The organism is Nonomuraea sp. NPDC049028 (genome assembly GCF_043197735.1).
Lineage (GTDB): Bacteria > Actinomycetota > Actinomycetes > Streptosporangiales > Streptosporangiaceae > Nonomuraea.
The window spans coordinates 426,834-446,993 of record NZ_JBICTR010000002.1 but is presented as its reverse complement, the minus strand read 5'-3'; the positions used below and the strand labels follow the sequence as shown (position 1 = coordinate 446,993).

Below are 20,160 nucleotides of genomic sequence, written 5' to 3'. Positions count from 1 at the left end.
CATGGTCAGAAGTCGTTGTCGATGAGCGCGAAGATCTCTTCATCGGTCGCGGAGTCGATCTTCTCCGCCGCGCCGTTCATGCCGTCGGGATCGGCTCCGAGCCTGGTCAGGGCACTCTGCAGAATCGGGATGAGCTTGCCTCGGATGCGCTCGGCGTCGCCGTTGGCGCGGGCGAGTATCGAGTCGACGCGTTCCAGCGCGCCGCGCAGCGTGTCCTCCGCCGAGGGGGCGGCCGGGGCGAGCTTCCTGAACAGGTAGTCGGCCAGCGTCGTGACGGTCGGGTGGTCGAAGACCAGGGTCGCGGGCAGCCGCAGCCCCGTATCGGAGTTGAGCCGGTTGCGCAGCTCGACGGCGGTCAGCGAGTCGAAGCCGAGTGTGTTGAACGCGCTGCCGACGTCGACCGCGTCCACGCTGTCGTGCGCGAGTACGGCGGCGACGTGCGCGCGGATGACGTCGGTGATCAGCCTGCGGGCGTCGGTCTCGGACAGGCTGGGCAGCCGGGCCGCCAGCCCGGGGTTGCCCGCGTGCTGCCCGGATCCGGTACGGCGCGGTGCGCGAACCAGTCCGCGCAGCAGGGGCGGCAGGTCACCCGCCGCGGCCCTGGCCCGCAGCCCGGGAGCGTCCCAGCCGGAGGCGACGACGAGGGCCTCCTCACCGCCGAGCGCCGCGTCGAACAGCTCCAGCCCCTCCGCCACGCTCAGCGGCGCGACGCCCGCGCGGGCCAGGCGGGCGGTGTCGGCCGGCGTCAGCGCACCGGTCATGCCCGAGCCGGTGTCCCACAGCCCCCAGGCCACCGACACCGCGGGCAGGCCCAGCCCGCGCCGGTGCGCGGCCAGCACGTCGAGGAACGCGTTCGCGGCGGCGTAGTTGCCCTGCCCGGCATTGCCCAGCACGCCTGCCAGTGACGAGAACACCACGAACGAGGTCAGCGGCAGGCCACGGGTCAGCTCGTGCAGGTGCCACGCCGCGTCCGCCTTCGGCGCGAACACCACCTCCAGCTTCCGCTCCGACAGCCCCTCCAGGGTGGCGTCGTCCAGGACTCCGGCGGTGTGCACCACGCTGGTGAGTGGCCGGTCCTCGGGGATCGAGGCCAGCAGTACGGCCAGAGCGTCGCGGTCGGACACGTCGCAGGCGGTCACCGTGACCCGCGCCCCGAGTTCCTCCAGGCTCGACGCCAGCTCGCCTGCCCCCGGTGCCTCGGGGCCGCGCCGCGAGACCAGCAGCAGGTCCCGGACCCCGTGCCGCTCCACTAGCCGCCGCGCGACAAGCGCGCCCAACCCACCGATCCCGCCGGTCACCAGCACTGTGCCCTGGGGAGAGGCCGTGGTCGCGCCTTGAGGAGAGGTCACGCCCGCGCCGTGGGTCGTGTCCGCGCCATGGGTCGTGTCCGCGCCGGTCGTGTCCGTGCCATGGGCGGACGATGCGGCCGGGCGGCGGGTCAGGCGGGGCGCCAGTGGCACTCCGTCGCGTATCGCCAGCTGCGGCTCACCGGCGTCGATCGCCGCCGCCACCAGGTCCCAGTCCGTGGCACCCTCTTCCACGTCCACCAGCGCGAACCGCCCCGGCTGCTCGGCCTGCGCCGACCGGACGAGACCCCAGACGACCCCGGCGGCCACGGCCGCGGCGTCGACACGATCCGTGGCCAGGACACCCTGGGTGACGAACACCAGCCGGGCCCGCGCGTCGGCCGGCCAGCTCCGCAGCAGATCCAGCACCCGGCCGAACAACTCCCGCGCCCCGGCGGTCACACTCGTGGCGGCAACCGAGCAGCGCACCGCGACGAAGTCCGCCTCCAACGCCGCACCCTCGTCGTCCAGCCAGACCCAGCGCGAGCCACCGTCCTTCGATGAAGGGCCGCCGAGTTCCGCGGGCACCTTCACCCAGTCGAGCCCTTGCGGGACCGCGCCCGTCAAGGCCGACGGCTCGACCGGTACCGCCCTGGCCCGCAGCGACTCGATCGACAGCACCGCCCGGCCCGAGACGTCGGCCGCCTCCACCACGGCGTCGTCGCCCGCCCACGCCAGCCGTACCCGCAGCACCGAGGCCCCCGGCACACCCAGCCGCACTCCCCGGAACACGAACGGCAGCCGCAGCTCCCCGGAGCCGGAACCGGAGCCCGCGAGCAGCAACGGGTGGAACGCCGCGTCGAGCACCGCCGGGTGCATCCCGTACCCGTCGAGCTCCACCCCGTCGGGCGCCACGACCTCCGCGAACAGCTCCTCGTCGCGCCGCCACACCGCCCGCACGCCCTGGAACGCCGGACCGTACTCGTAACCGGAGTCCGCCAGCCGCTCGTACCCGCCGTCGACGTTCACCGGCGACCCGCCCGCGGGCGGCCAGGCCGTGGCCCAGCCGAACTCTCCAGCGGAAACGCACGTTTCGAGGAGCGTGCCCGACGCATGACGTACCCACTCGGAGTCCGGCAAGGCGGAGAAGACGGTCAGCGCACGCCGCCCGGCGGCGTCGGACGGACTCACCGTGATCTGCAGCCCGACCTCACCCGTCGCGGGCAGGACCAGCGGCGCCTCCAGCGTGAGCTCCTCCAGCAGGTCGCAGCCCGCGACCGCGGCCCCCTCCAGCGCCAGCTCGACGAACGCGGCCCCGGGCAGCAGCACGCTCCCGGAGACCGAGTGGTCGGCGAGCCACGGCAGCGCGGCCGCCGACAGCCGGCCGGTGAGCAGGTACCCGTCGTCGGCCACCGGAACGACGGCGGTCAGCAGCGGATGCCGCGAGCCGCCGATCCCCGCGCCGCCCGCGTGCTGCGCGCGCCGCTCGGCGGTCTTGAGCCAGTACGTACGCCGGTCGAAGGCATAGGTCGGCACGTCCACCTGCCGGTACGGCACATCCGCCAGCACCGCCCGCCACTCAACCTCGGCCCCGAGCACCCACGCCTGGCCCAGCGCGGCCAGGAAGCGGCGCCAGTCACCGGCACCACGACGCAGCGACCCGCAGACCCCGGCGGTCATGCCCGCTTCATGGCAGATGTCCTCGATGTCGCCACCCAGCACGGGATGCGGGCTGACCTCGACGAACAGCGGCGTACCGAACGACGCGAACGCCCCGATGGACTCGCGGAAGAGGACGGGGTTGCGCAGATTGTCGTACCAGTAGGAGGCGTCCAGCTCGGTCGGCTCGACGAAGGTGCCGGCCATGGACGAGCAGAAGGCCACGTCCGTCGCCTGCGGCGCGATCCCGGCCAGCGTGGCGAGCAACTCCTCGCGCAGCACTTCTACGTGCGGGGTGTGCGAGGCGTAGTCGACGGCGATCCTGCGCACCCGGACCGTCTCGCCCCACGCCGCCGCGAACTCGTCGAGCGCGTCCACGTCTCCCGCCACGACCGTGCCCGCGGGCCCGCTGTGCACGGCTATCCACAGGCGGTCCGCCCACGGCTCCAGCCGTACCTCTTCGGCGGGCAGCGCCACCGCGAGCATCCCGCCCGTGGCGGCCAGCCCGCGCACCACGGCCTGGCTGCGCAGCGCCACGATCCTGGCCGCGTCGTCGAGCGTCAGCGCCCCGGCGACACAGGCCGCCGCGATCTCCCCCTGCGAGTGCCCCACCACCGCCGCCGGATCCACACCCAGCGACCGCCACACCTCCGCCAGCGACACCATCACCGCGAACAACGCCGGCTGAATGACCTCAGAGCCCACCAACTCACCCGCACGCAGAGCCGCCACCACAGACCAGCCCGTGTACGGGGCGAGCGCGGCATCGCACCGGGTCATCCACTCCCGGAACACCTCACTGGACTCCAGGAGATCAACCGCCATGCCCGTCCACTGCGAACCCTGACCCGGGAACACGAACACCGGCCGCACATCAGCCAGCGCCGCACCACTGCTCACCGCCGCATGCGACTCACCCGCCGCCAACGCCGCCAAGCCCGCCACCAGCTCATCCCGGTCCGCGGCCACAACGACCGCGCGGTGCGCGAACCGCGCCCGCCGAGCGAGTACGGCTCCCGCGACGGCCAGATCCTCATCTGCCGCGGTGGCCGCGTACGTCCGCAAACGGCCCGCCTGCGCATGTAGCGACATTTCCGTCTTGGCGGACAACACCCACACCAGCGGGCCATCCACCGTCACAGGTTCGGGCACCACCTCCGGCGCCTGCTCCAAGATCACATGAGCGTTGGTCCCGCTGATGCCGAACCCCGAGACCGCGGCCCGCATCGGCCGGTCCGAGACCGGCCAGGCCACAGCCTCCGTCAGCAGTTCCACGGCCCCGGCCGACCAGTCCGCGTGCGGCGTCGGCTCGTCCACGTGCAGGGTGGCCGGCAGGGTCCGGTGTTCCAGCGCCTTCACCATCTTGATCACCCCGGCGACGCCGGCGGCGGCCTGGGTGTGGCCGATGTTCGACTTCACCGAGCCGAGCCGCAGCGGGCGGTCCGCCGGCCGGTCCTGCCCGTAGGCGGCGATGATCGACTCGGCCTCGATCGGGTCGCCGAGCCGGGTGCCGGTGCCGTGGGCCTCCACGGCGTCCACGTCGCGGGGTTCGAGCCGGGCGTCGGCCAGCGCCTGCCGGTACACTTCCCGCTGCGCCGGACCGCTCGGCGCCGTCAGGCCGTTGCTGGCGCCGTCCTGGTTGACGGCCGAGCCGCGGATCACCGCGAGGATCCGGCGGCCGTCGCGCTGCGCGTCCGACAGCCGTTCCAGCAGGATCACACCCGCGCCCTCGGCCCAGGCGGCGCCGTCGGCGGCGGCCGAGAACGCCTTGCACCGGCCGTCGGGCGACAGGGCCTGCTGCCGCGAGAACTCCACGAACGGGTCCGGCGCCGCCATCACCGTCACGCCACCGGCCAGCGCCAGGGCGCATTCGCCGCGCCTCAGGGCCTGGACCGCCAGGTGTACGGTGACCAGCGACGACGAGCAGGCGGTGTCCAGCGTGACGGCCGGGCCCTCCAGCCCGAAGGTGTACGCCACCCGGCCCGACAGGACGCTCGGCGTGCTGGAGGTGAGCAGCGTACCCTCGACGGACTCGGGGATGGCCCCGAGGTAGCGGTCGGCGTAGTACTCGTACATGGTCCCCGCGTAGACCCCGGTCCTGCTGCCGCGCAGCGCGTCCGGGTCGAGGCCGGCCCGCTCGAACGCCTCCCAGCTCACCTCCAGGAACAGCCGGTGCTGCGGGTCGGTGGCCAGCGCGCCGCGCGGGCTCATCCCGAAGAAGGGCGCGTCGAAGTCGCCGGCGTCGTACAAGAAGCCGCCGTGCCGCGTGTACGACTTGCCGAACGCGTCGGGGGCCGGGTCGTACAGACCGTCGAGGTCCCAGCCACGGTCGGCGGGGAACTCGCCGATCGCGTCCACGCCCGAGGACACCACCTCCCACAGATCCTCGGGCCCGGCCACGCCGCCGGGGTAACGGCAGGCCATCCCGATGATCGCGATGGGCTCGTGGCGACGGTCTTCGATCTCGGCGAGGCGGCGGCGTGTCTGGGTCAGTTCGACGGTCACGCGCTTGAGGTAGTCGCGCAGCTTGTCCTCGGTCGACATCTGTCGCCTTTCGCAGGTACCGGTGATCTAGAGTGCGTTGTCGATCAGTGCGAAGATCTCTTCATCGGAGGCGGAGTCGATCTTCTCCACCACGCCGTCCCCGCCGTTCGGACCGGCGCCGAGCCTGGTCAGGGCGCTCTGCAGGATGGTGACGAGCTTGCCGCGGATGGCCTCGGCGTCGCCGTTGGCGCTCGTGAGCATGGTCTCGACCCGTTCGAGCGCGCCGCGCAGCGTGTCCTCGGGTGACGGCGCGGCGGGGGCGAGCGTCTTGTAGAGGTGTTCGGCCAGCGAGGTGACCGTGGGGTGGTCGAAGACCAGGGTCGCGGGCAGCCGCAGCCCGGTGTCGGCGTTGAGCCGGTTGCGCAGCTCGACGGCGGTCAGCGAGTCGAAGCCCAGCTCGTTGAAGGCCCGGTCCACGTCGACGGCGTCCGCGCTGCCGTGCGCCAGGACGGCGGCCACGTGCCCGCGTACCAGGTCGGCGACCTGCCGCCGGGCGTTGGCCTCGGTCAGACCGGCCAGCCGCTCCGTCAGCACGCCCGCTCCGCCCGTTGTGCCCGACGCGGCGCCGGCCGTCCTGCGTGGCGCGCGGACCAGGCCGCGCAGCATCGACGGCAGGTCACCCGCCTCGGCCCTGGCCCTGAGCCCGGCCGCCTCCCACCTGGTCGCGACGACCAGCGGCTCGGACGCGTCGAGCGCGCCGTCGAACAGCTCCAGCCCCTGCTCGACACTCAGCGGCGCGATACCGGAGCGGGCCAGCCTGGCCGTGTCGGCCGCCGAGAGCGTGCCGCCCATGCCCGAGCCGGTGTCCCATAGGCCCCAGGCCACGGACACGGCGGGCAGTCCGAGGCCGCGCCGGTGCGCCGCCAGGGCGTCCAGGAACACGTTCGCCGACGCGTAGTTGGCCTGCCCGGCGTTGCCCAGCACGCCCGCCAGCGACGAGAACAGCACGAACGAGGTCAGCGGGACGTCCCTGGTCAGCTCGTGCAGGTGCCACGCCGCGTCCGCCTTGGGGGCGAACACCGTCTCCAGCTTCCGCTCCGACAGCCCCTCGACCGTCGCGTCGTCCAGCACGCCCGCGGTGTGTACGACGCCGGTCAGCGGGCGGTCCTCGGGGATCGAGGCCAGCAGTACGGCCAGAGCGTCGCGATCTGACACGTCGCACGCGGCCACCGCGACCCGCGCCCCGAGGCCCGTCAGGGTCGACACCAACTCGCCTGCCCCTGGCGCCTCGGCTCCACGCCGCGAGACCAGCAGCAGGTCCGTCACGCTGTGCCGCTCCACCAACCGCCGCGCGACCAGCGCACCGAGACCGCCCGTCCCCCCGGTGACCAGCACAGTGCCCTGGGAAAGGCCCATGTCCGGGGCGGCGGAGCCGGTCTCCCTGCGCGCCAGGCGCGGGACGAGCACCTTCCCCTCGCGTACGGCCAGCTGCGACTCACCCGCCGCGACGGCGGCGGCTACCAGCTTCCAGGCGGAGAAGCCCGCCTCCACGTCCGCCAGCACGAACCGGTCCGGATGCTCGGCCTGCGCCGACCGCACCAGCCCCCACGCCGCCGCGGCCACCACACTCCCGGCCCCGCCACCGGCGGGGTCGAAGACTCCATGGGTCGCGAACACCAGCCTGCTGCCGGCGAACCGCTCCTCGGTCACCCACTGCCGCACCAGCCCGAGCACCCGCCCGGTCAGCTCACGCACCGCGACAGGCACCGGCGCTCCCGGAGCCGCCGCGAGGGAGACGACCACGACGTCCGGCACCGGCTCCCCGGCACCGGCCCCGTCCTGCCCGGCACCGAACGCGCCGAGATCCGGGTACGCGTCCAGCCCCGGCACCGGTTCCCCGGCCGAGACCCACCGGGCGCCGTCGTTGACCGGCTCGACCGTGGCCTCGGTCCAGTCGACGCCGTGCGGCACGGGGTCCGTGCGGCCGCCGGTCGTACCGGACAGCGCCGCCGCCGGGACCGTACGTACCCGCAGCGACTCCATCGAGAAGACCGGCCGGCCAGCGGCGTCGGCGGCCTCGATGGCGGGGCCGGACCGCGACAGGCGGAGCCGGAGCGCCCTGGCTCCGGCGGCGGGCAGCCGCACGCCGCGGAACTCGAACGGCAGCCGCAGCTCGTCACTCGGATCGGCGATCAGCATCGGGTGGAACATCGCGTCGAAGAGCGCGGGGTGCAGGCCGAACCCGGCCACGTCCACGTCATCGGCCAGCGCGACCTCGGCGAACAGCTCCTCGCCCTGGCGCCACACCGCCCGCAAACCTTGGAAGGCGGGCCCGTAGTCGTAGCCCGCGTCGGCCAGCCGCTCATAGGCGCCCTCGACCGCGACCGGCGAGGCGCCCGCGGGCGGCCAGGCCGTCGCCCAGGCGAGCACGCTCGCGTCGGGGGCCGTGTCCGCGCCGATCATGCCCGAGGCGTGGCAGGTCCACGCGGCCTCCGGCTCTCCGGCCGGCCGCGAGTAGATCCGCACAGACCGGGATCCTCCACCCTGGAGGCCACCCTGCACATCGCCGCTCTCGGGCCGCCCCACGACGACCTGTACCGCCACGCCACCCCGCTCGGGCAGCACCAGCGGCGCCTCGAACATCAGCTCCTCGACCAGATCGCAGCCGAGCTGACCACCCGCCTCCAGCACCAGGTCCACGAGCGCGGCACCAGGCAGCACAGCCGCCCCCAGCATCACGTGATCGGCCAGCCAGGGCGCGTCGGCCAGCGACAGCCGCCCAGTCAGCACCATCGCCCCGTCGTCGGCCACGTCGACCGCCGCCTCCAGCAGCGGGTGACCGACCTGGCGCAGTCCGGCCGACGACACGTCGGCGGCGCGCGCGGGCGGGGCGAGCCAGTACCGCTCCCGGTCGAACGCGTACGTCGGCAGGTCCACCCGCGCCCCGCCGCCGAACAGCGCGGACCAGCCGACCGCCACCCCCGCCACACACGCCCGAGCCAGGCAGCCGATCAGCGCATCAGGCTCGGCGAGCCGCTTGCCGTGCAAGGCGAGGATCGGAGTGTCCGCCTCGGTGACGCACTCATGCGCCATGGCCGAGAGCACCGCGGCGGGGCCGACCTCCAGGTACGTGTCCACGCCGTCCGCTTCGAGCCGGCCGATCGTGGCGTGGAACATGACGGCCCGCCGGATCTGCTCCACCCAGTAGCCGGGCTCGGCCCAGGAGCCGTCGGGGAGGTTGGGGGCGTACGGGATGCGCGGCTCGTGGAACTCCACGCCCGCCAGCTCGGTGGCGAAGTCCGCCAGCATGGGCTCCATCAGCGGCGAGTGGAAGGCGTGGCTGACCGCCAGCCGCCTGGTCCGCCGGCCGAGCTCGCGCCAGTGTTCGGCGACCGCCAGGCACGGCTCCTCCGCGCCGGACACGACGACGCCGGCCGGTCCGTTGACGGCGGCGACTGACACCAGGTGTTCCTGTCCGGCCAGGGTCGGCGCCACCTCCTCGGCGGTCGCCTCGATCGCGACCATCGCGCCCGGCGTGTCCAGCTCCTGCATCAGGCGGGCGCGCGCGGTGATGAGCCGGGCGGCGTCGGCCAGCGACCAGACCCCGGCGACGTACGCGGCCGCGTATTCGCCCACCGAGTGCCCGGCGACGTGGTCGGGCGTCACGCCGAGCGCCGCGAGCAGCCGGAAGGCGGCCACCTCGAAGGCGAACAGCGCCGGCTGGGTGTAGCGGGTCTCGTTCAGCAGGTCGGCCTCGGGAGTGCCGGGCTCGGCCCACACGATCTCGCGCAGCGGCCGGTCGAGGTGTTCGTCGAGCTCCGCCCACACCTCGGCGAGCGCTTCGGCGAAGACCGGCGACGCGGCGGCCAGCTCGCGGCCCATGCCGATCCGCTGCCCGCCCTGGCCGGTGAACAGGTAGGCGAGCTTGGGCTTCTCCTGAGCGGCGCCCGCGACCACCTCGGCCACCGGGTGGCCGGCCAGGAAGTCGCCGAGCCGGGCGGCCAGGGCGTCCCGGTCCGCGCCGACCACGACGACGCGGTGCTCGAACAGCGACCTACCGGTGACCAGCGACCGAGCCACGTCCACTGCCTCGGGGGCGTCGGCTGAGGTTACAAGCTCGTGCAGGCGGGCGGCCTGCGCGCGCAGCGACCGGCCGCCGCGGGCGCTGATCACCCAGGCGAGCGGGCCGTTGACGACGGGCGGCTCCTGGTCCGTACGCGGGCTCTCCTCGGCCTCCTCGATGACGAGGTGCGCGTTCGTACCGCTGATGCCGAAGGACGAGACGCCGAACCGGCGCGGTTGCTCGCCGCGTACCCACTCCCTGGCCTCGGTCAGCAGCTCGACGCCGCCGGCCGACCAGTCGACGTGCGGGGTCGGCTCGTCCACGTGCAGGGTGGGCGGCAGCACGCCGTGCCGCATCGCCATCACCATCTTGATCACACCGGCGACGCCGGCGGCGGCCTGGGTGTGGCCGATGTTCGACTTGACCGAGCCGAGCCAGAGGGGGCGGTCGGCCGCGCGGTTGCGGCCGTACGTGGACAGCAGCGCCTGGGCCTCGATGGGGTCGCCGAGCCGGGTGCCGGTGCCGTGCGCCTCGACGGCGTCGACGTCCCGCGTGTCGAGCCGGGCGTCGGCCAGTGCCTGCTGGACGACGCGTTCCTGGGAGGGGCCGTTCGGGGCGGTGAGGCCGTTGCTGGCGCCGTCCTGGTTGACGGCCGAGCCGCGGATCAGCGCGAGGATCCGGCGGCCGTTGCGCCGCGCGTCCGACAGCCGCTCCAGCACGAGCACGCCGGCGCCCTCCGACCAGGCGGCGCCATCCGCCGAGGAGGAGAACGACTTGCACCGGCCGTCCGGCGACAGCGCGCGCTGCCGCGAGAACTCGATGAACGGGTCCGCCGTGGCCATCACGGTCACGCCGCCCGCCAGGGCCAGCGCGCACTCGCCGCGCCGCAGCGCCTGGACCGCCAGGTGCATCGCGACCAGCGACGACGAGCAGGCCGTGTCGACCGAGATCGCCGGGCCCTCCAGCCCGAAGGTGTACGAGACCCGGCCGGACAGCACGCTGGAGGCGCTGGAGACCATCAGGACGCCCTCGACCGACTCCGGCACGGCACCGCCGGTGTAGCGCAGGGAGTAGTCGTTGTACATGTTGCCCGCGTACACGCCGGTCTGGCTGCCGCGCAGCGTGGCCGGGTCGATCCCCGCCCGCTCGAACGCCTCCCAGCAGGTCTGCAGGAACAACCGGTGCTGGGGGTCGGTGGCCAGCGCGCCGCGCGGGCTCATCCCGAAGAAGGGCGCGTCGAAGTCGCCGGCGTCGGGCAGGAAGCCGCCTTGCCGGGTGTACGACTTGCCGAGGGCCTCCGGGTCGGGGTCATAGAGGTTCTCGTCCCAGCCCCGGTCGGTGGGGAGGTCGCCTATCGCGTCCGCACCGGAGGCCACCAGCTCCCACAGGTCCTCGGGCCCCGCCACCCCGCCGGGGAACCGGCATCCCATCCCGACGATCGCTATGGGCTCGTGGCGACGGTCTTCCATCCCGGTGAGGCGCTGCCGAGTCTCCGTGAGCTCGACGGTCACCCTCTTCAGGTAATTGCGCAGCTGTTCCTCAGTCGCCATGGTCGGGCCTTTCCAGAGAGGACCTCAGAGGAGACGTCATTGTTTGGTCGTCGATCAACGCGAAGATCTCCTCGTCCGAGGCGGAATCGATCTTCTCCGCGGCACCGTTGGACCCGGCGCCGAACCTGGTCATCAGCCCGGCACCGAACCTGGTGACGGCGCTCTGCGCGATGGCGACGAGCTTGCCGCGAATGGCCTCGGCGTCGCCGTGCGCGCTGGTCAGCATCGACTCGACCCGCTCGACCGCACCGCGCAGCGTGTCCTCGGGCGACGGCGCGGCGGGGGCGAGGGTACGGAAGAGGTACTCGGCCAGCGCCGTGACCGTGGGGTGGTCGAAGACCAGGGTCGCGGGCAGCCGGAGCCCGGTGTCGCTGTTCAGCCGGTTGCGCAGCTCCACCGCGGTCAGCGAGTCGAAGCCGAGCTCGTTGAAGGCCCGGTCCATGTCCACGTTGCCGGCGCTGCCATGCGCGAGCACGGCCGCGACGTGCGAGCGGACCATGTCCGCCAGGTGGACGCGGGCCTCGGCCTCCGCCATCTTCGCCAGGCGCTCGGCCATGCCGGCCGCCCCGGCCCGCATGGGGGCACTTGTGGCGTTCGCGGCGGCGGTCCGGCGGGGCGTACGGACCAGGCCGCGCAGTACGGGCGGCAGCTCGCCCGCCTCGGCCCTGGCGCGCAGCCCGGCGGTGTCCCACCTGGCGGCGACGACCAGCTCGGCCGGGGCGGTGATCGCGCTGTCGAAGAGCTCCAGCCCCTGCTCGGCGGTCAGCGGCGCGATGCCCGACCGGGCCAGCCTGGCCGTGTCGGCCGCCGACAGCGCTCCGGTCATACCGCTGTCCGCAGTCTCCCACAGGCCCCAGGCCACCGACACGGAGGGCAGGCCGAGGCCGCGCCGGTGTGCCGCGAGTACGTCGAGGAACACGTTGGCGGCGGCGTAGTTGGCCTGCCCGGAGTTGCCGATCACGCCCGCCACGGAGGAGAACGTCACCAGCGGGACCTCCGGGGCCAGCTCGTGCAGGTACCAGGCGGCGTCGGACTTCGGGGCGAACACCGAGTCGAGCCGCTGCGCCGACAGCCCTTCCACCGTGGCGTCGTCAAGTACGCCCGCCGCGTGCACCACGGCCACCAGCGGGCGCTCCGCCGGGACGCCGGACAGGAGCCGGGCGAGCGAGTCGCGGTCCGACACGTCGCACGCCGCCACGGTCACCCGCGCGCCGAGCGCCTCCAGCCGGGCCACCAGGTCGCCACTCGCTTCGGGGCCGCGGCGGGAGGCCAGCAGGAGGTCCTTGGCGCCGTGCCGCTCCACAAGGCGGTGCGCCACCAGGGCGCCGAGACTGCCGGTGCCACCCGTCACCAGGACGGTGCCCGTACCGGCGTCGAACAGCTCGGGGGCGTCGGCCGTACGACGGATCAGGCGCGGGACGAGAACCTTTCCATCCCGTGCGACCAGCTGTGTCTCGCCAGCCGCGACCGCCGCCGCCACCAGTCCCCAGTCGACGGTGGCCGCGTCGACGTCCACCAGCACGAACCGCCCGGGATGCTCGGCCTGCGCCGACCGCACCAGCCCCCACACCGGCCCGGCCACCACGCCCGCCACGTCCGCTCCCCCGGGCCGGAACACACCCTTGGTCACGAACACCATCCGGCACCCGGCGAACCGCTCGTCCCCCACCCAGCCCTGCACCAGGTCGAGCGCCTGGTAGATGCCGTCGCGCACGCCGTAGGGCACGTCGTCGGCGTCGGCCTCGGGCAGGTACGGCACCAGGACGGTGCTCGGCATCTCCCCGACGGTCATCTCGGTCAGGGACGCGAGGTCGTAGTAACGCGGGGCGTCCACCGCCGCGCCGATCTCGTCGGCGAACTCGTCGTAGCCCACCACGGCCCAGCGCTGCTCGGCCGGGTCCATCGCGGACACCGCCAGGTCGATCCAGTCGAGCGTGTACGAGGCGGCGTCGGACGGGCCGCGCGTGACGGCCCCGTGCCTCGGCACCGGGCGCAGGGTCAGCGCGTCCACCCCGGCGATGCGGTCGCCCGCACTGTCATGGATGTCGAGCGAGACCCGGTCGCCGTCCCCGGCCGCGATCCGTACCCGCAACACCTCGGCGCCGAGCGCGGACACCCGCACCCCGCTCCACGCGAACGGCAGCAGCAGCGCCCCGCTGTCCTCGGCCGACTCAAGCACCAGCAGGTGCAGCGCCGCGTCCAGCAGGGCTGGGTGGAGCGTGAACAGGCCCGCGTCCGTGCGGATCGGCTCCGGCAGCGCCACCTCGACGTACGCGTCGCCGTCCACGCGCCAGGCCGCGCGCAGCCCTTGGAAGGCGGGACCGTACTCGTAGCCGCGCTCCGCGAGCCGCTCGTAAGCGTCGTCCAGGTCGATCTCGACACCGTCCACGGGCGGCCAGACGGCAAGCCACTCACCGGCGCCAACCGCGCCTGCGGTCAGGGTGCCGCTGGCGTGGCGGGTCCATCGGGCCTCGTCGTCGTCCGCCGTCCTGCCGTAGACGGTGAGGTCGCGGCGGCCCTCGGCGTCGGCGCCGCCGACCGCGAGCTGTACCTGGACCGCGCCCGTCTCGGGCAGCGGCAGCGGCGCCTCCAGCGTCAGGTCCTCGATCTCGTCGCACCCGGCCGTCGCGGCGGCCTCCAGGGCCAGTTCGACGAACGCGGTGCCAGGCAGCAGTACGCCGCCGTCCACGGCGTGGTCGGCCAGCCATGGCAGCGCGCCGCGCGACAGCCGCCCGGTGAGCAGGAACCCGTCGTCGCCCGCCACGGGCACGACCGCGTCGAGCATCGGGTGCCGCGGCCCACCGGCCCGTGGGCTCTCGTTGATCCAGTACCTGGTGTGCTCGAAGGGATAGGTCGGCAGATCCACGTGATGGTGTGGGGCCGGATCGACGGCCGCCCAGTCCACGTCGGCGCCCGCTACGTACGCCTGGGCCGCCGCCAGCAGCAGGCGCCGCCGGCCGCCGTCGTCGCGGCGGAGCGTCCCGGTGGCGCCGCCGGGGGCGCCCGTGGCCGCCAGGGTGTCCTGGATGTGGCCGGTCAGCACCGGATGCGGGCTGGCCTCGATGAACAGCGGGGCGCCGTCTCCGGCGAACGCCTTGATCGCCTGCTCGAAACGTACGGGATTGCGAAGACTGCGGAACCAGTAGTCGGCGTCCAGCCCGGTCGGCTCGACGAAGTCGGCGGCCATGGACGAGCAGAAGGCCACGTCGGTCGGCCGCGGCGCGACCTCGGCCAGGCTGGCGAGCAGTTCGTCGCGGAGCACCTCGACGTGCGGGGTGTGCGAGGCGTAGTCGATGCCGATCTTCCGAACGCGGACCGTCTCGCCGCACGCCGCCGCGAACTCGTCCAACGCGTCCAGGTCCCCGGCGACCACCGTGCTGGCCGGCCCGCTCCGCACGGCCACCCACAGGCGGTCCGCCCACGGCTCCAACCGGACCTCATCGGCGGGCAGCGCCACGGCGAGCATCCCGCCGGTTCCGCCCAGCTTGACGAGCGCCTGGCTGCGGAGCACGACCACCTTCGCCGCGTCGTCGAGCGTCAGCGCCCCGGCGACACAGGCCGCCGCGATCTCACCCTGCGAGTGCCCCACCACCGCCGCCGGATCCACGCCCAGCGACCGCCAGACCTCCGCCAACGACACCATCACCGCGAACAGCACCGGCTGGATGACCTCCGAGCCCACCAGCTCGCCCGCGCGCAGGGCCGCCACGACGGACCAGCCGGTGTACGGGGCGAGCGCGGCGTCGCAGCGGGTCATCCACTCGCTGAACACCTCACTGGAGTCCAGCAGGTCCACCGCCATGCCTGTCCACTGCGAGCCCTGGCCGGGGAAGACGAACACCGGCCGGATGTCCGGCAGCGCCGTGCCGCTGGTCACCGCCGCGTGCGGCTCACCCGCGGCCAACGCCGCCAGGGCCGCCACCAGCTCGTCCCGGTCCGCGGCCACCACCACCGCACGGTGCGCGAACCGGGCCCGGCGGGCCAGCAGGTGTCCGGCGGCGGCCAGGTCGTCTTGGGGGGCGTCGGTGGCGTAGTCGCGCAGGCGCGCGGCATGCGCTTCGAGCGCGGCCGCCGATTTCGCGGACAACGCCCAAACCAGCGGCGCCGCGGCCGTCTCGGCGTCCGCGCGCGCCGTCTCAGGGGCCGCGTACGCCGACTCGGGTGCCGCACGCCCGGTCTCGGGGACCGTGTACGCCGACTCGGGGACCGCACGCCCCGTCTCCGGGACCGCGTACCCCGTCTTGGGGGCCCGCTCCAGGATCAGGTGAGCGTTCGTGCCGCTGATTCCGAAGCTGGAGACCGCGGCCCGGGTCGGCCGGTCGTCGGGCAGTTCGACGGGCTCGGTGAGGAGTCGTACCGCGCCACCGCTCCAGTCCACGTGCGGCGTGGGCTCGTCGGCGTGCAGTGTGCGCGGCAGCGTCCCGTGTCGCATCGCCATCACCATCTTGATGACGCCGCCGACTCCGGCCGCGGCCTGTGTGTGGCCGATGTTCGACTTGAGGGAGCCGAGCCAGACGGGCCGTCCGGGGTCGCGGTCCGCGCCGTACGCGGCGATGATCGACTCGGCCTCGATCGGGTCGCCGAGCCGGGTACCGGTGCCGTGCGCTTCCACCGCGTCCACCTCGGCGGCGGCGAGCCCGGCGTCGGCCAGTGCCTGCCGGATCACCTCCTGCTGGGCCTGGCCGTTCGGTGCGGTGAGGCCGTTGCTGGCGCCGTCCTGGTTCACCGCGCCGCCCCGGATCACGGCGAGCACCGGATGCCCCTGGCGGCGCGCGTCGGACAGGCGCTCCAGCAGCAGCATCCCGGCGCCCTCGCCCCAGCCCGTACCGTCCGCGCCCGCCGCGAACGCCTTGCACCGGCCGTCGGGAGCCAGCCCCGACTGGCGGCTGAACTCGACGAAGATCCCCGGGCTGGACATCACGGTCGCGCCGCCGGCCAGAGCCAGCGAACACTCACCGCGCCGCAGCGCCTGCATAGCCAGGAAGATCGCCACCAGCGACGAGGAGCAGGCCGTGTCGGCGGTGATGGCGGGCCCGCGCAGGCCCAGCGCGTACGCGATCCGCCCGGACGCGACGCTGAGCGCGGTGCCTGTCAGCAGGTGCCCGTCGACCGTCCCCGTGGCCTGGTGCAGCCGGGGACCGTAGTCGGAGGCCATGGCGCCCACGAACACACCGGTGGCCGACCCGCGCAGCCCCGCCGGGTCGAACCCGGCCCGCTCGACGGCCTCCCAGCTGACCTCCATCAGCAACCGCTGCTGGGGATCCATGGCGGTGGCCTCGCGCGGGCTGATGCCGAAGAACGCGGCGTCGAACCGGTCGGCGTCGTGCAGGAAACCGCCGTACCTGGTGTCGCTGGTGCCCGACCGGTCGGACCCGGCCGCGAACAGCGCGTCCAGATCCCAGCCTCGGTTGGCGGGGAACTCGGTGATCGCGTCGGTGCCGGTGCTGACCAGCCGCCACAGCTCCTCGGGCGAGTCGGCTCCACCGGGGTACCGGCATCCCATGGCCACGATGGCGATCGCGTCGGGATCGTCGGCGAGGTCACCGTTGAGGCCGCCGACGAGACCGCCACCGGGGTCCCCGACGAGATCGTCTGCGGGCGCGTCGTCGAGGGGCATGGGCGTGGCGGAGTCGCTCTGATGGGCGGCGGCCGACGCTGCGGATCCGGCGTCGTCGAGGAGCGTCCGCAGATGGGCGATCAGCAGATCGGGGGTCGGGTGGTCGAACAGCAGGCTGGTCGGCAGCCGGAGCCCGGTCGCGCTCCGCAGCCGGTGCCTGAGGTCCTCCGCCGTGGCCGATTCGAGCCCGAGGTCCTTGAACGTCCTGCCCGGCTCCACACCGGCCGCGTCCTCGTACCCGAGCAACCCGGCCAGGACGGTCAGCACCAGCTCACGCACCTCACGCGGCGAAAGCCCGCCACCCACCGAACCGGGGCCATGGCCGCTGCCGCCACCTGCGGGGCCTGTTTTTGTCGTCGAGCGCCGGGTGTCCCCCGGGAGCGTCTGTGCCGTGGGGCGCCGGGCGTCGGCGGGCAGCGACGGCCAGTGGCGTTCGCGCTGGAACGCGTACGTCGGCAGCTCCACCAGCTCTGCCCCCGCCACCGGATCGGGTCCGGTCCAGTCGACCTCGGCCCCTCGCGTGTACGCCTCGGCGAGGGAGCGCCGGAACCGCGTCAGCCCGCCCTCACCCCGCCGCAGCGTCCCGATGACCGCGGCCTCACGGTCCGCTTCCTCGGCCGTCTCCTCGATCCCGGCCCCGAGCACCGGATGCGGGCTGCACTCCACGAACAGGCCGCCCTGGTGGTCGAGCGCCCGCCGGGTCGCCTGCGCGAACCTGACCGGCTGCCGGAGGCTGCGGTACCAGTAGTCGGCGTCGAGTTCGGCCGTGTCGATCGGCTCGCCGGTGAGCGTCGAGATGAACAGCGTCCCCGCACTTACCGGCCGTACGGGTGCCAGCGCCGCCAGCACCTCGTCGCGGATCTCCTCGACCTCGGCCGAGTGCGAGGCGTAGTCGACCGGGATGATCCTGGTGCGGTACCCGTCGTCGGTGAGCCGCCGCCCCAGGTCGTCGAGCGCTTCAAGTCGCCCGGAGACGACCACGGACCTCGGCCCGTTGTAGGCGGCAATGGACACGTGCCCCGCCAGCGAGCGGATCGCAGACTCGACCACGTCCAAGGGGGCGGCGATCGACATCATCCCGCCGCGCCCGGCGATCCCGGCGATGGCGCGGCTGCGCAGGGCCACGACCCTGGCCGCGTCGGGCATGGACAGCGCGCCGACGACGGTGGCGGCCGCGATCTCGCCCTGCGAGTGGCCGATCACCATCTCGGGCTCGACGCCGTACGAGCGCCACAGGCCGGCGAGCGACACCATGACGGCCCACAGCGCGGGTTGTACCACGTCGACCCGGTCGAGACCGGGCGCGCCCGGCGCCCCACGCAGCACGTCGAGCAGCGCGTAGTCGACGAACGGTTCGAGCGCTCCGGCGCACGCCTCGGCATGCGCCGCGAACACCGGCGAACCGGCGAGCAGATCACGAGCCATCTCCGGCCACTGCGACCCCTGCCCCGGAAAAACGAACACCCGGCGCCCACCAGGCACGGACCCGGTGACCACCGACCCCGTGACCACGGACTCGTCCAGTCGCCCGGCCGCCAGCGCCGCCAACCCCGCCTGCCGGTCGGTGCCCAGAAGCACCGCCCGGTGCTCGAACACGGCGCGACTCCGCAACAACGCCAGCGCCACAGCACCGCCCTCGACACCGGTATGGGGCCCGACGTGTGAGCCAGCAGGCGAGCCGACCGGCGGGCCGACGTGGGCGAGCAGCCGCTCGGCCTGGGCGCTGAGAGCTCGGGCTGAGCGTGCCGACAGCACCCAAGGCGTGTCCTCGCTCGCCGACCGAACCCCGTACTCGCTCCGCGGCGCCTCCCCGAGCACCAGGTGGCAGTTCGTGCCGCCCATCCCGAACGAGCTGACGCCCGCGACGAGCGGCCGGTCGGCGCGCGGCCACGGGCGGGTGTCGCGTACGACCTCCAGCCTCAGCTCGTCCAGCGGGATGTCCGGGTTGGCCGTCTCGAAGTTCAGGCTGGGCGGCAGTTCGCGCTGCTCCAGGCTCAGTACGACCTTGACCAGGCCCGCGATCCCGGCGGCGCCTTCGAGGTGTCCGATGTTGGTCTTCACCGATCCGACCAGCAGCGGCGACTCGCCATCCGCATGGTCGGGGCCGTAGGCGGCGCCGAGGGCGGCGGCCTCGATCGGGTCGCCGACCTTCGTGCCGGTGCCGTGCAGCTCGACGTACTGGACGTCGCCCGGCTCCACGCCGGCGCGCTCGCAAGCCAGCCGGATGACCTCCTCCTGCGCCCGCCGGCTCGGCACGGTGAGTCCGTCGCCGCCGCCGTCGTTGTTGACGGCGCCGCCGAGGATCACGCACCGGATGGGGTCGCCGTCGGCGAGCGCCGCGGACAGCGGCTTGAGTACGACGAGCGCCCCGCCCTCTCCGCGCACGTAGCCGTTGGCCCGGCCGTCGAAGACGTAGCAGCGGCCGTCCGGCGACAGCGCGCCGAAGTTGCCGATGGCGGCGGTGGTCTCGGCCAGCAGGTTGAGGTTCACGCCGCCCGCGAGTGCCAGCCCGGTCTCGCCGCGCCGCAGGCTCTCGCAGGCCATCTGTACGGCCAGCAGCGACGAGGACTGCCCGGCGTCGAGCGTCAGGCTGGGCCCCCGCAGGCCGAGGAAGTAGGAGACGCGGTTGGCGATGATCGCCCGGTTCGCCCCGGTGTAGGCGTGTCGTCCGAGGCCATCGGCCCCCACGCGGTCCTGCAGCGCCGCGTAGTCGTTGGAGATCGCCCCCAGGAAGACCCCGGCGCCGCTCCCGCTCAGCCGGGAAGGCAGCACGCGCGCGCTCTCCAGCGCCTCCCAGGCCAGCTCCAGCACGAGCCGCTGCTGGGGGTCCATCGCGGCGGCCTCGTTCGGCGAGATCCCGAAGAAGGCGGCGTCGAAGCGGTCGACCTCGGAGAGGAAGCCGCCACGCCGGTACGCCGCAGCCGACCCGTCCGACCGGTCCCCGGCCGACCCGTCCGGCCACCGGCCCTCGGGCACGGCCGTCACAGCGTCCACGCCTTCGCGCAGCAATTGCCAGAACCGTCCGGGATCGGCGGCCTGAGGAAGCCGGCAGGAAACACCGACCACGGCGACGGGCTCCACGGCGGACGAAACGCGACCGGTCCGCGACCGGCCGGCTTCCCCGGCCGTCATGCCGTTTGGCTGAATCGACTCACCAACCATCAATGCGCCACCTCAAGCTTCGGGCATCACCAACAAGACAGTGCCGGTTTCCATAAAGACGATCGCTTTGAATAGTTGCTGTGACCCTAATCGCCGCGCCCTTTCCGGACCACGGCCACGGGCTGGCACATTGTTTCCGGCAGAAGCTGTCAGCGCGGGCGCGTTGACATAGGTGTAGGCGGTTCGCATCCTGTGTGGGACAGGTAGCGACATTGGCCTGAGACTTCTGCCGAGCCGAAATAGATAAAGCCTTTTACCGGGCGCTCGGTGCGATCCGCAGTACGTGCGCGGTGGAGAGCCGTCGGCGGGGCCACTGTCAGCGGTCCGCAACAGCTCACG

At 73.6% G+C, this 20,160-nt stretch carries 3 protein-coding genes; all 3 read right to left on the bottom strand.

The features are described from left to right. Nucleotides 1-5 precede the first annotated feature (5 nt). From ACGFJ2_RS08305 to ACGFJ2_RS08295, 3 genes are read right to left on the bottom strand one after another with little or no spacing between them, the layout of a single operon-like run. Nucleotides 6-5,489: an SDR family NAD(P)-dependent oxidoreductase gene (locus tag ACGFJ2_RS08305; RefSeq protein ID WP_393466054.1), complete on the bottom strand. Its 5,484-nt coding sequence runs from the start codon at nt 5,487-5,489 to the stop codon at nt 6-8. 27 nt (nt 5,490-5,516) lie between these two features. Next, entirely contained in the window at nt 5,517-11,042 is a 5,526-nt protein-coding gene (locus ACGFJ2_RS08300) for a type I polyketide synthase (protein WP_393466051.1), read from the bottom strand. Next, nucleotides 11,032-19,725: an SDR family NAD(P)-dependent oxidoreductase gene (locus ACGFJ2_RS08295; RefSeq protein WP_393466047.1), complete on the bottom strand. Its 8,694-nt coding sequence runs from the start codon at nt 19,723-19,725 to the stop codon at nt 11,032-11,034. The genes ACGFJ2_RS08300 and ACGFJ2_RS08295 overlap by 11 nt, the downstream gene beginning before the upstream one ends. Nucleotides 19,726-20,160: the final 435 nt, after the last annotated feature.

Excerpts from the sequence above, each read along its gene's own strand:
- ACGFJ2_RS08300 (WP_393466051.1), bottom strand. The coding sequence starts at position 11,042 with ATGGCGACTGAGGAACAGCTGCGCAATTACCTGAAGAGGGTGACCGTC.
- ACGFJ2_RS08305 (WP_393466054.1), bottom strand. The coding sequence starts at position 5,489 with ATGTCGACCGAGGACAAGCTGCGCGACTACCTCAAGCGCGTGACCGTC.